This is a genomic window from Rathayibacter sp. AY1B5, assembly GCF_002932795.1.
In the GTDB taxonomy this organism is placed as follows: Bacteria; Actinomycetota; Actinomycetes; order Actinomycetales; family Microbacteriaceae; genus Rathayibacter.
In genome coordinates this window covers 127,805-139,787 of the sequence record NZ_PSWM01000003.1, presented here as the reverse complement: position 1 = coordinate 139,787, position 11,983 = coordinate 127,805, and the positions used below count along the sequence as shown (strand labels likewise).

Here is an 11,983-nt window from a genome sequence, read left to right as displayed (position 1 = left end):
CCTCTTCCGTGTCCGGTCGACCGGGGATCGACGCTAGACGTCGGTGCCCGCGCCGCCCTGCGAGCCCGACATGCGCGTGACGTACTCCGCGAACGTCGGGTCCCCCAGGATGGCGATCGCCGCGACGATCAGGGAGAGCAGAACGGTCGCCGCGATCCCGAGGATCGGGACGAGCACGGCGCGCTTGCCGGCGCGGAGCCGACGGATCGAGATCCACACCGCGAAGGCGACGATCAGCGACTGCGCGAGCGCCACCACGACGCCGAGGATCCGCGCGAGCTCCGGCGACGCGTAGGTGCCGATGCCCTGGGAGCGGTAGAGCTCCTGGAGGGTCGTCGCGAAGCTCGAGGGATCGAGCAGCGTCGGCACGGCGAAGAACACGCCGAGCGCGAGCAGCACGATCGTGAGCAGGCGGTCGACGGGATGCGCGACGGGCTTCGCGGCCGGAGCGGTCGCGGGCCTCGGATCGGTCTCCGACCCCCGCGGGTCGGGGACGACCACGGCGTCCTCCGGCGGCTGCCACGACCAGCCGGGCGGCGCGTACTCGCCGTACTGCGGCTCCGGACGCCCGGCGCCCGGCTGATCGTGTGCGTTCGTCACGGAGTGGTGCCCTACTTCCCGGAGTTCCCGGCCGAGCCGAGCTGACGGGTCGCCTCGGCGACGCGCGCGGCCATGGCGGTCTCGGCGATCTTGCCCCACGAGCGCGGGTCGTAGACCTTCTTGTTGCCGACCTCGCCGTCGACCTTGAGGAAGCCGTCGTAGTTCTTCAGCACGGTGTCCGCGACGGAGCGGCTGAACGCGTACTGCGTGTCGGTGTCGATGTTCATCTTGACGACGCCGTTGCGGACCGCCTCGGCGATCTCCTCGTCGGTCGAGCCCGACCCGCCGTGGAAGACGAGGTCGAGGGGGAGCGCGCCGGTGCCGTACTTCGCCTGCAGGCCGTCCTGGATCTCGCGGAGCAGCTCCGGGCGCAGGCGGACGTTGCCCGGCTTGTAGACGCCGTGGACGTTGCCGAAGGTGAGCGCGGCCATGTAGCGGCCCTGCTCGCCGAAGCCGAGGGCCTCGACGGTCGCGATCGCGTCGTCGAGCGTGGTGTAGAGGTGCTCGTTGATGTCGTGCGAGACGCCGTCCTCCTCGCCGCCGACGACGCCGATCTCGACCTCGAGGATGGCGTTGATGTTCTTGACGCGCGGGAGGATCTCCTTCGCGATGGCGAGGTTCTCGTCGAGCGGGATCGCGGAGCCGTCCCACATGTGCGACTGGAACAGCGGCTCACGACCGGCCTTGACCTCCTCCTCGGAGGCGGCGATCAGCGGGTAGACGAAGCCCTCGAGCGCGTTCTGCGGGCAGTGGTCGGTGTGGAGCGCGACCGTGACCGGGTAGTTCTTGGCGACCTCGGTCGCGAACTTCGCGAAGGCGATCGCGCCGGCCGCGCGGTTCTTCACCGTGTGGCCGGCGAAGTAGTCCGCGCCTCCGGTGGTGACCTGGATGATGCCGTCCGAGCCCGCCTCGGTGAGGCCCTGGAGGACCGCGTTGATCGTCTGCGACGACGAGACGTTGAACGCCGGGTAGGCGAAGCCGCCCGCCTTCGCCTTGTCGAGCATCTCTGCGTACTGGTCCGGGGTAGCGACGGGCATGGCATCTCCTTTGACGGATGAACGAGGGGGGTCGGGCGAGGCCCGCGTCGCGGACGAGTCTAGCGAGGCGCCCCTCCGCGGTCCCTCCGCCCGTGGAGGGCCCTGGACTAGGCTTCCGACAGGGATGGGGATCCGCTCCGCGGGTCCTGCGACGACGTGCACGAACTCGACGACGAAGGACTCCGCTCTGTGATCGACAACGACTCGCTCTACCTCCACCCCGACCGCAACCTCGGCATGGAGCTCGTCCGAGCCACCGAGGCCGCCGCGATCCGCGCCGTGCCCTTCATCGGCAAGGGCGACAAGAACGCCGCCGACGGCGCCGCGGTCGACGCCATGCGCACCTTCCTCGGGACCGTGAACTTCGACGGCGTCGTCGTGATCGGCGAGGGCGAGAAGGACAACGCTCCCATGCTCTTCAACGGCGAGCACGTCGGCAACGGCTCGGGGCCCGCCGCCGACATAGCCGTCGACCCGATCGACGGCACCTCGCTGACCGCCGCCGGGCGCCAGAACGCGCTCTCGATGATCGCCGTGGCCGACCGCGGCGCGATGTTCGACCCCTCCGCCGTGTTCTACATGGAGAAGATCGTCACCGGGCCCGAGGGCGTCGGGATCATCGACATCCAGCGCCCGATCGGCGAGAACATCCGCGCCCTGGCCCGCGCGAAGCGCAAGCCCGTCGAGGAGATGCGCATCGCGGTGCTGGACCGCCCCCGCCACGCTCAGCTGATCGAGGACATCCGCGCGGCAGGAGCCGGCACGCGGCTCCTGCTCGACGGCGACGTCGCGGGCGGCATCAACGCGGCTCGCCACGACTCCCGCCTCGACATGTGCGTCGGCACCGGAGGCACGCCCGAGGGCATCATCACGGCGTGCGCCATCCGGGCGCTCGGCGGTGTGATCCAGGGCATCCTCCGTCCGAAGGACGACGACGAGCGCCAGCGCGCCATCGACGCCGGGCACGACCTCGACCGCGTGCTCCACGCCAACGACCTCGTCCGCAGCGACAACACCTACTTCGTCGCGACCGGAGTGACGAACGGCGGGCTCGTGAAGGGCGTGCGCAAGGAGGGCCACGTCATCACGACGGAGTCCATCGTGCTGCGCTCCCGCTCGGGCACCATCCGCCGCGTGACCGCCCAGCACCTCGCGGAGAAGTGGGTCTAGGCAGGCACCGTGTCTCCGAGGCGCCGCTCCGCCGCTGAGACGGCGCCCTGCTGACGGCGCCTCGGCGACTGCGCGAGGCGTCTCGGCGCGGAGGCGGACCGAGCCTTCCTACGCGCTCCGCTCGGACTCGTCCTCCGCGGCGAGCAGCTCGACGGCGGTGAGGCGGCGCGGCGAGGAGGCGACTCCTCCGACCGGGGCGATGACGCGCGACTCGTCGAGGGAGTCGAACTGGCGCGCCGTGACGAGCACGCGGCTCTCGAGGGAGCCGGCGAAGGCGTTGTAGGAGTCGACCGTCTTCTCGAGCGAGCGGCGCAGGCCCTCGGCGTGGTCGGCGAGGGTGCCGAGACGGGCGTAGAGCGTCTTGCCGAGGTCGAGCAGGCGCTTGGCGTCGTCGGTGAGCACGTCCTGCTGCCAGGTGTACGCGACGGTCTTCAGCACCGACCAGAGCGTCACGGGCGAGGCGAGGGCGACGCGCTTGCGGAACGCGTACTCGAGCAGGCTCGGGTCGGCGTCGAGCGCGCTCGCGAGCAGCGGCTCGCTCGGCACGAACGCGATGACGAACTCGGGGCTCGCCGGGAGGCCGGTCCAGTAGGAGCGGGCGGCCAGCGCGTCCACGTGCCCGCGGAGGGCGCGGACGTGCGCGCGCAGGAGCCCCGCGCGCCGCGCCTCCTCCTCACCGCCGGCGCCCGCGGGGATCGCGCTCGCCTCGAGGTACGCGTCGAACGGCACCTTGGCGTCCACCGCGATCGCCTTGCCGCCGGGCAGACGGACCACCATGTCGGCGCGGCCTCGGCCCGCCTCGCCCTCGAGGCCGAACTGCACGTCGAAGTCGACCCGCTGGGTGAGCCCCGCGGCCTCGACGACGTTCCGCAGCTGCGTCTCGCCCCAGGCTCCCCGGCTCGTGGTGGAGCGGAGCGCGGACGCGAGGGTCTCGGTGGTCGAGCGCAGCTGCTCGCCCGCGGCCCGCTGCCCCTCGAGCTGCTCGGTGATCGCCCCGAACTGGGCGGCGCGCTCGCGCTCGAGCCGGCCGACCGCCTCCTGCATGCCGCGCAGGCTCTCGGCGACGGGGGAGAGGGTCTGCAGGATGCGCGCGTCGTGCCGCTCGCGCTCGGCGACGACGCGCAGCTGCTCCTGGAGCTCGCGGATCTGGTCGCGGGCGGAGCCGAGGTGCTCGCGGTGCTGCTCGACGACGGCCTCGTGGCGCTCCTCCAGGCCCTCCGCGCGCGCGCGGGCCGTCGCGAGGTCGAGGGCGAGGGCGGCGTCGGGCGTGCGGGAGCGGGCGAGGAGGGCGGCCACGACTCCCGCGAGGAGCGCGCCGACCACCAGGCCGAGGACGAAGGAGAGATCCATGCCGCCGATGACACCACGCACCTCCGACATCGACCGGTCGACGCGCCACGACCACCGAACGAGGGCCAGGACGCCCCGCGACCGCCTCGTAGACTTCGCGATCATGGGGAATCACCACCGCTCATCGCGCCTGCTCACGGCCGCGCTCGCTCTCGCCGTCGGGCTCGGCACCGCCCTCGTCCCGATCACCGCCGCCTCCGCCGCCGAGGACGCGCCGTCGACCCTCTCGGTCGAGACCGGCGCTCTCGACGCGTCCCTCGACCGCGCCGACCTCGGCGTCCCGGACCAGTCGACGCAGTACAGCGCCGATCAGACCAAGAGCTTCCGCGCGGGTTTCATCGTCAGCGACGCCCAGTTCTTCGACGGGGACGCGCTGAGCCGGGGCCAGGTGCAGTCGCTCCTGGACGACAAGGGCGACGACTGCACCACGGGCAGCGGCACGCCCTGCCTGAAGGACTTCTCGCAGGCGACGCCGTCCAAGGCGGCGGACCCGATGTGCAGCGCCTACCAGGGCTCCGGCAGCGAGTCCTCGGCCTCGATCTTCACCCGCGTGGGCCTGGCCTGCGGCATCAATCCGCTCGCCCTGGTCGTGCTCGTGCAGAAGGAGCGCAGCCTCGTCACCGACACGTCGCCGAGCCCCGAGGACTACGCCAAGGCGACCGGCTACGACTGCCCGGACACGGCCGCGTGCGACCCCGGCTCCGCCGGATTCTTCACCCAGGTCTACAGCGCGGCCCGCCAGTTCAAGCGCTACGCCAACCCGCCCGGCTCGGGCTCGAACTTCACCGCATTCGCTCCGGGGACCACCCGGAACATCCAGTACTACCCGAGCACCGCGTGCGGATCCTCACCGGTCACGATCCGCAACCAGGCGACCGCCGATCTGTACTACTACACGCCGTACCAGCCCAACGACTTCGCCCTCACGAACTCCGGCGACTCGGCCTGCGCGACCTACGGCAACATCAACTTCTGGTACCTTTTCAGCGACTGGAACCCGAACGGCACCCTGGCCAACGCCGGCATCGCCCCCGCGGGACGTGTCGACGCCCCGCGCATCTCGGGCAGCACGCTGAGCGTGTCCGGCTGGGCCGTCGACCCGACGACGCAGCAGGCCGCGCTGACCACGACGGTCACGGTGACCGGACCCGACGGCACCCGGACGGTCCGCACGCAGACCGCGAACGGCGACCGCGGCGACATCCCGGGCGAGTACCCCGTCGCCGGCCGCGCCCACGGCTTCGGCGCCACCACGCCCGTCTCGGCACCCGGCACGTACCAGGTCTGCGTCTCCGCCGACTCCGTCGACTGGAACCGCTGGGTCGGCTCGGGCGACTCCCGAGGCCCCGGCCGGAAGGATCTCGGCTGCTCGACCGTGAGCACGTCGGCCGGGATCGACGTCTCGCGCCTGGCGGGCACGGACCGCCAGGGCACCGCCGTCGAGATCTCGAAGGCCGTCTTCGGCCCGAACGTCCCCGTCGTCTACATCGCGACCGGCGCGAACTTCCCCGACGCGCTGAGCGCCGCCCCGGCCGCGGCCAAGCAGAAGGGCCCGCTGCTCCTGGTCGACCGCGACGGCATGTCGCAGCCCGTCCGCGACGAGCTCGCTCGTCTCAAGCCCGCGAAGATCGTCGTCGTCGGATCGGAGCTCAGCGTCGGCAAGGGCGTGTACGACCAGCTCAAGGGCTACACCCCGGCGATCCAGCGGCTCGGCGGGACCGACCGCTACGACACCTCGAGGAAGATCATCCAGTACGCCTTCTCGGGCGGCTCGTCGCGCGCCTGGCTGGCGACCGGGGAGAAGTTCCCGGACGCGCTCGGCGCGAGCGCGGCAGCCGGCTCGGTGAACGCTCCCGTCGTCCTGGTCAACGGCACCGGGAGCACGGCGGACGCCGTGACGACGAGCATCCTCTCGAAGCTCAAGGTGCAGAACCTCACCATCGCGGGCAGCCCTCTGTCTGTGAGCGAGGGGATCAAGAACTCGCTTCCGGTGCCGACGATCACCCGCATCGGCGGGGTCGACCGCTACGACACCTCGGAGCAGCTCAACCGCGCCGCATTCTCGAGCGCCATGACCGTGTTCCTGGCGACGGGCGAGAACTTCCCCGACGCCCTCGCCGGAGCCACGGCGGCGGGATACTCGAACAGCCCGCTGTTCGCCGTGCCGACGAACTGCGTGCCCCGCGCCGTCCTGACCGACATCGCGAAGTCGGGAGCGCAGCGGGTCGTCCTCCTCGGCGGTCCCACCACCCTCTCGGAGGACGTCGCACGCCTCACCCCCTGCGGCTGATCACCCGCGGGCCCGCCACTAGCGTGGAGGGATGACCCCGACCGCATCGTCCCCGACCGGCGTCCGACGCCGGCGGGGCGGTGCGGTCGTCGTCGTCACGGCGCTGGTGGCGCTCCTGCTGGGAGGCTCCGTCGACGGCACGCGCCTCGCCGCGGTGCCGTCCGAGCCGCAGACCGTCCGGATGTGGACCTTCCTCCAGCCGGGCCCCGTCGCGGCCGACTTCGACCCGGGCGACCTGATCTCCGACGAGGTCTTCTTCGACGGCGACGCGCTCGGACCGCTCACCGTGCAGGCGTTCCTGGACGCCCGCGTCCCCGACTGCGCGGGCGGCCCGGTGCCGTGCCTGCGCGACTACGCCGAGGACACCGCGGCGATCACGGCCGACGAGCAGTGCGACGCGCTGCCCGCCGGACGCGACGTCCCGGCCGCGGAGATCATCACCTCGGTCGCCGGCGCGTGCGGCGTGAATCCGGCCGTCCTCCTGGTGCTGCTGCAGAAGGAGCAGTCGCTCGTGACCGATCCGGAGCCGAGTGAGCGGCAGTTCCGCAGCGCCACGGGCTACGGCTGCCCGGACACCGCCGACTGCGACACCGACTCCTACGGCTTCGCGGCGCAGGTGTACGGAGCGGCGTGGCAGTTCCAGCGCTACCGGAATCCGGACAGCAGCTTCGACTGGTACCCGGTCGGCGCGGCCAGCGACGTCCGCTACTCCCCGGACGAGTCGTGCGGGACCGCCCCGGTGACGATCGCCAACGCGGCCACAGCGGGCCTCTACTACTACACGCCGTACCAGCCGAATCCGGCGGCGCTCGAGAACCTCTACGGCGAGGGTGACGACTGCTCCGCCTACGGGAACCGCAACTTCTGGCGCATCTTCAGCACCTGGTTCGGCGACCCCCAGGGCTGAGCCTGGGGTCCCCTTCAGCTTCCAGCGACGGCCGTCCGTGACGCCTGGTTCGGACGATGGGTCGCGAATGGTCGCCATCCGGCTCCGATGAGGACCGTTCGCGACGCCCCGCACGCGCTCACCCGTCCCAGCGGATCGAGCTCGCGCGCGTCGCTCGTCCTCAGCAGGGATCACGCTGCCCCGGCCGCTGCCGTCGCTCCGCCGCATTCCCAGCGGATCCGGAAGTCGGCCGCCGCTTCCGCGACCTCAAGGGCTGGGCCGGACAGCAGTCCTCCACCGCGTCGCTCACCATCGTGGTCGGAGAGCCCGAGCCGCGTCGCGAGTCGCTGAGCCAATCGTCTCGGACCGGCCCGTCGTGCGGGCGTCAGGCGGCGACGGGGGCCTTCGGGCGCAGGCGCTTCACGGAGACGCCGGCCAGCTCGCCGAGCTCGGCCATGCTCGCGGCGCCGTGCCGCCGGGCCGCGTGCACGACGATCGCGGCGCACGCCTCGGCGTCGGCCGACGCGTCGTGGTGGCGGAAGTCCTCGAAGCCCGCGGCCAGGGCGACGACGGGGAGGCGGTAGGAGTCGAGCTCGTACGTCTTGCGGGCGAGCTGCAGCGAGCACAGGTAGTCGTACTCGGGGTGCTCGAGGGAGGTCGCGGCGCAGGCCGCGCGGATGACGCCCATGTCGAAGCCGGCGTTGTGCGCGACGAACACGTCCTCGCCGGCGAAGGCCGCCAGGTCGGCGAACTGGTCGACCCAGGAGGCGGCGGCGTGCACGTCGTGCTTGCGGATGCCGTGGATCCGGGTGTTCCACTCGAGGAAGTCGTCGTACCCCAGCGGCGGGCGGATGAGCCAGCCGGCACGGTCGACGACGCGGCCGTCGCGGACCTTCACGAGCCCGACGGAGCAGGCGGAGGCTCCGTGCGAGTTGGCGGTCTCGAAGTCGATGGCGGTGAAGTCGATGGGCACGCCCCAGCCTCTCACGCACCTCCGACGCCGCCGGGAGCGTCGCGCGCGCGTCGCCCGGGGGAGGCCGTGGGCACCCGCGGCCACGCGCCGGGCGGCTCCCGTTCCCCCGCGCCCGCACGCCCGGCCCCGCCGCCGCCACGCCGTAGGATGGATGCCCGTGGCTCTCACTATCGCAATCGTCGGTCTCCCCAACGTCGGCAAGTCGACGCTCTTCAACGCACTGACCAAGAACACGGTGCTCGCGGCGAACTACCCGTTCGCGACGATCGAGCCGAACGTGGGCGTGGTGAACCTGCCCGACTCCCGCCTCGAGGTGCTCGCCGGGATCTTCGGCTCCGAGCGCATCCTCCCGGCGCCCGTCTCCTTCGTCGACATCGCCGGCATCGTGCGCGGCGCGTCCGAAGGTGAGGGCCTGGGCAACAAGTTCCTCGCGAACATCCGCGAGGCCGACGCCATCGCGCAGGTCATCCGCGGCTTCGAGGACTCCGACGTCGTCCACGTCGACGGCAAGGTCGACGCCGCCAGCGACATGGAGACGATCAACACGGAGCTGGTCCTCGCCGACCTCCAGACCCTCGAGAAGGCCGAGGCCCGCTACGAGAAGGAGCTCAAGGGCAGGAAAATCGAGCCGATCGTGGTCGAGACCGCGAAGAAGGCGCGCGAGTTCCTCGACCAGGGCAAGCCGCTGTCGGCCTCCTCGATCGATCTGGAGCCGATCCGCGAGCTGGGCCTGCTGACCGCCAAGCCCTTCATCTACGTCTTCAACGTCGACGAGGCCGTGCTGACCGACGACGCCCGCAAGGCCGAGCTCGCGGCCCTGGTCGCGCCGGCGAAGGCGATCTTCCTCGACGCGAAGATCGAGTCCGAGCTGATCGACCTCGACGAGGCCGACGCCGCCGAGATGCTCGAGTCGACCGGCCAGACGGAGTCGGGCCTCAACCAGCTCGCCACCATCGGCTTCGACACCCTGGGCCTCCAGACCTACCTCACGGCCGGACCGAAGGAGACGCGCGCCTGGACCATCGGGAAGGGCTGGACCGCGCCCCAGGCCGCCGGTGTCATCCACACCGACTTCCAGAAAGGCTTCATCAAGGCCGAGATCATCTCGTTCGACGACCTCGTCGAGACCGGCTCCATCGCCGAGGCCCGCGCGAAGGGGAAGGCCCGCATCGAGGGCAAGGACTACGTCATGCAGGACGGCGACGTCGTGGAGTTCCGCTTCAACGTGTAGGACGGCCGCGCTGGGGTCGAGGCGCCCGGTCCTCTCGGATCTCCGGATCCGAGAGCCGGGCGCTCTCTCGTGGACGGGCGGGACCACCGACCCCCGGGATGCGAGGCGAGGTCGGACACGTCCCCGGTCGTCCGACCGCCCGTCAGTTCAGCACGCCCCCGATGATCCAGCTCGAGAGCCCCACGAGGGTGCAGACGCCGACGACCACCCAGGCGACGGTCCGGCGGACCGAGCGGGCGGCCGCCTCCGAGCTGCGGGGAGTGGGACGCAGCGGCGCCGTGTACGCGGGCGGGAGCGAGTAGGTGCGGGCCGGCGGGAGGAGCCGGGGGAGCGTGACCGGGCGGCCGTCGACCCACTCGGCGGGCAGCTCCGCCGCCTTCGCGGCCTGCAGAGTGAGCTCGACCTTCAGCGGGGAGCCGCGGAGGGAGGCGTAGGCGGCGGCGGTGAGGCCGAGGCCGGCGAGGTGGCGGAGAGTCGGGGTGAAGTCCGCGGAGAGCGTCGGGGAGAGCTCGCCGACCCGCTCGCCGTCGAGGCGGAGCTCGACGAGGTCGCCGGTGGTGTGCAGGGTCACCAGCAGGAGCCCTCGGCCACTCGCCGGGACCACCGTCGACAGCCGGGCGAAGTGCTCGTCCTCGCGGAGGACCGGCAGGCCCCGCGACCAGGGGAGGATCGAGTGGGGCTCGACGGGCGGCTCGTTGAGCGGCACGAGCAGCTCGGGGGCGACCAGGGCGATGCGGAGGACGGCCCGCAGGCCCTCCTCGCCGCGCTCGACCCGGAGGCGCGCGGTCGTGACCGGCACGGCTCCGCTCGCGACGACCCGGTCGAGGGCGGCCCGGTAGGCGGAGGCGTTCGGCAGGTAGCCGAGGACGCGGCCGCCGGCCCGGACCGAGACGGCGTCGAGGCCGGTGGGGTGATCGGGCTCGGGGACGAGGTCGACCTCGAGGGTCCGCTCGTCGATCTCGCCGGGCTCGAGCGTGCGGTCGATCAGATCGGCGATCTCCTCGATCCGCTCGGCCTCGGCGAGGGCGTCGACGCTCGGGGTGCCGTCGGCGTTCGGGAGGCGGTAGACGACGCGCTCTGGCGAGGCGGCCGCGTCCCGCAGGGCCTCGGCTCCGTCCTGCGCGGAGCGGCGCACCCCGGTGAGCCGCCTGCCGTCCCACCAGCGCATCGACGCCGCATCGGCCTCGTCGCGGTACCAGCCCGCCGGCGCACCCTCGTTCATCGGACCCCCGTTCCTCCGGCGAACGAGTCTACGAGCGAGGGTCAGACACCCGGGTCCGTCGCGGCGGGATCCTCGGGGGCGAACGCGGCGGCGGGCTCGCCGGAGGAGGGTCCGGACCAGGCGCCGGACTCGTGCGTCCGAGAGCCGGGGATCCGCTCCAGGATCTCCCGGACGAGCATCCGGAGATGGCGGGCGTGGCCGGGGGTGATGGGGGCCGGATTTTCGAGGACCTCGAGCAGGCCGTGCAGCGCGGCACGGCTCTGCAGTCGTGTCATGCGCCTCACGGTAGGGGTCCGGCGGTGCGGACGGTAGTGCTGATCCGCGACAGCGCACCCGTCTAGGCTCGCCACATGACTCGTCTCGACGGTGCCGTCGTCCTCGTCCTCGGAGCCTCGGGCGGCCTCGGCAGCCTCCTGGCCGATGCGCTGGAGGCGCGCGGTGCCGTCGCGGTGCGGTCGGGCCGCGACTCCGCAGCGCTCGGCGACGCCCCCCTGGTCGCCGATCTGCGCGGGGAGGACGAGCCCCGGCGCGTGGTCGCCGAGGTGCTCGAGCGGCACGGGCGCCTCGACGGCGTCGTCGTGGCCGCGGGCGTCGTGGCCTTCGGGCCGTCAGCCGAGCTCGACCCGGCCGTTCTGGAGGAGCTCGTCGAGGTGAACGCTCTGGCGCCGATCCGGGTGCTGACCGCCGCGCTGCCGTCGCTCGTCGCGTCGGCGGGCGAGGGGCGCGAGCCGTTCGCGCTGACCATCAGCGGCGTGGTGGCGGAGGAGCCGACCGCGGGCCTCGCCGCGTACTCCGCCTCGAAGGCGGCACTGCACGCGTTCGTGAAGGCCTCGGCCCGCGAGTACAAGCGGGCGGGCGTCCTTCTGCTCGACGCGCGTCCCGGCCACACCGAGACCGAGCTGTCCCGGCACCCGCTCGCCGGAGACGCGCCCCGCTTCGGCGCGGGTCTGGCGCCGCAGGACGTGGTCGACCGGCTGCTCGACGCGATCGAGGGCGGCGAGACCGACCTGCCTCCTGCGGCGTTCACCGGCTGACGCCGTCCCGAGACGAGGCGGAGCCGGTCGATTCTCGCGGGAACGCCCCGGATCGAGCACTGCAGCCTCGGTTGCGGACAGCCGTCGTGATCAGCCTGCGCACCCGGCGGCCGGGACCGCGATCGGCGTGGCGGCCCGTCCGACCGACGTCCCCGCAGACGCGGGGATACCCGCCGTTCACCGGAGCGTC

General features: G+C 72.4%; 11 protein-coding genes. 5 read left to right on the top strand and 6 right to left on the bottom strand.

Annotation, left to right across the window (positions count from 1 at the left end; genetic code table 11):
- Positions 1-33: 33 nt before the first annotated feature.
- Together C5D44_RS03900 and fbaA are read right to left on the bottom strand one after the other, a co-directional pair.
- Positions 34-600, bottom strand: coding sequence for a DUF6264 family protein (locus C5D44_RS03900; RefSeq protein WP_104280895.1), 567 nt, complete (start codon positions 598-600; stop codon positions 34-36).
- An 11-nt stretch (positions 601-611) separates the two neighbouring features.
- Positions 612-1,637 (bottom strand): class II fructose-bisphosphate aldolase, encoded by a 1,026-nt coding sequence (gene fbaA / locus C5D44_RS03895; RefSeq protein WP_104277204.1) that lies wholly within the window; start codon positions 1,635-1,637, stop codon positions 612-614.
- A 237-nt stretch (positions 1,638-1,874) separates the two neighbouring features.
- On the opposite strand from fbaA, the gene glpX reads away from it, so the two are divergent.
- Positions 1,875-2,807: a class II fructose-bisphosphatase gene (gene glpX, locus C5D44_RS03890; protein ID WP_097165697.1), complete on the top strand. Its 933-nt coding sequence runs from the start codon at positions 1,875-1,877 to the stop codon at positions 2,805-2,807.
- 108 nt (positions 2,808-2,915) lie between these two features.
- Here the strand turns inward: glpX and C5D44_RS03885 are convergent, their stop codons facing one another.
- The gene (locus C5D44_RS03885) at positions 2,916-4,157 is read right to left on the bottom strand and encodes a DNA recombination protein RmuC (RefSeq protein ID WP_258067867.1); all 1,242 of its coding nucleotides are present in this window, start codon (positions 4,155-4,157) and stop codon (positions 2,916-2,918) included.
- A gap of 103 nt (positions 4,158-4,260) precedes the next feature.
- Between C5D44_RS03885 and C5D44_RS03880 the strand changes: the two genes are divergently transcribed.
- Both C5D44_RS03880 and C5D44_RS03875 read left to right on the top strand, forming a co-directional pair.
- The gene (locus C5D44_RS03880) at positions 4,261-6,447 is read left to right on the top strand and encodes a cell wall-binding repeat-containing protein (RefSeq protein ID WP_104280893.1); all 2,187 of its coding nucleotides are present in this window, start codon (positions 4,261-4,263) and stop codon (positions 6,445-6,447) included.
- A 31-nt stretch (positions 6,448-6,478) separates the two neighbouring features.
- Positions 6,479-7,354, top strand: coding sequence for a hemagglutinin (locus tag C5D44_RS03875; RefSeq protein WP_104280892.1), 876 nt, complete (start codon positions 6,479-6,481; stop codon positions 7,352-7,354).
- 364 nt (positions 7,355-7,718) lie between these two features.
- On the opposite strand, the gene C5D44_RS03870 is transcribed toward C5D44_RS03875, so the two are convergent.
- On the bottom strand, positions 7,719-8,306 hold the full coding sequence (locus tag C5D44_RS03870) for an exonuclease domain-containing protein (RefSeq protein WP_104280891.1): 588 nt from the start codon (positions 8,304-8,306) through the stop codon (positions 7,719-7,721).
- A gap of 157 nt (positions 8,307-8,463) precedes the next feature.
- Here C5D44_RS03870 and ychF point away from each other — a divergent pair, with 157 nt between their 5' ends.
- Positions 8,464-9,537, top strand: coding sequence for a redox-regulated ATPase YchF (gene ychF, locus C5D44_RS03865; protein WP_104222958.1), 1,074 nt, complete (start codon positions 8,464-8,466; stop codon positions 9,535-9,537).
- 142 nt (positions 9,538-9,679) lie between these two features.
- On the opposite strand, the gene C5D44_RS03860 is transcribed toward ychF, so the two are convergent.
- Positions 9,680-10,759 (bottom strand): DUF2510 domain-containing protein, encoded by a 1,080-nt coding sequence (locus tag C5D44_RS03860; RefSeq protein WP_104280890.1) that lies wholly within the window; start codon positions 10,757-10,759, stop codon positions 9,680-9,682.
- Positions 10,760-10,800: 41 nt separating this feature from the next.
- A complete protein-coding gene (locus C5D44_RS03855; RefSeq protein WP_104280889.1) occupies positions 10,801-11,034 on the bottom strand; it encodes a hypothetical protein in 234 nt (77 codons plus the stop codon).
- Positions 11,035-11,109: 75 nt separating this feature from the next.
- Between C5D44_RS03855 and C5D44_RS03850 the strand changes: the two genes are divergently transcribed.
- The gene (locus C5D44_RS03850; protein WP_104280888.1) at positions 11,110-11,793 is read left to right on the top strand and encodes an SDR family oxidoreductase; all 684 of its coding nucleotides are present in this window, start codon (positions 11,110-11,112) and stop codon (positions 11,791-11,793) included.
- Positions 11,794-11,983 lie beyond the last annotated feature (190 nt).

What these genes read in the sequence shown, in the direction of transcription:
- C5D44_RS03880 (WP_104280893.1), top strand. Translation starts at nt 4,261, where the DNA reads ATGGGGAATCACCACCGCTCATCGCGCCTGCTCACGGCCGCGCTCGCT.
- C5D44_RS03855 (WP_104280889.1), bottom strand. Translation starts at nt 11,034, where the DNA reads ATGACACGACTGCAGAGCCGTGCCGCGCTGCACGGCCTGCTCGAGGTC.
- glpX (WP_097165697.1), top strand. Translation starts at nt 1,875, where the DNA reads ATGGAGCTCGTCCGAGCCACCGAGGCCGCCGCGATCCGCGCCGTGCCC.
- fbaA (WP_104277204.1), bottom strand. Translation starts at nt 1,637, where the DNA reads ATGCCCGTCGCTACCCCGGACCAGTACGCAGAGATGCTCGACAAGGCG.
- C5D44_RS03850 (WP_104280888.1), top strand. Translation starts at nt 11,110, where the DNA reads ATGACTCGTCTCGACGGTGCCGTCGTCCTCGTCCTCGGAGCCTCGGGC.
- C5D44_RS03885 (WP_258067867.1), bottom strand. Translation starts at nt 4,157, where the DNA reads ATGGATCTCTCCTTCGTCCTCGGCCTGGTGGTCGGCGCGCTCCTCGCG.
- C5D44_RS03875 (WP_104280892.1), top strand. Translation starts at nt 6,479, where the DNA reads ATGACCCCGACCGCATCGTCCCCGACCGGCGTCCGACGCCGGCGGGGC.
- C5D44_RS03860 (WP_104280890.1), bottom strand. Translation starts at nt 10,759, where the DNA reads ATGAACGAGGGTGCGCCGGCGGGCTGGTACCGCGACGAGGCCGATGCG.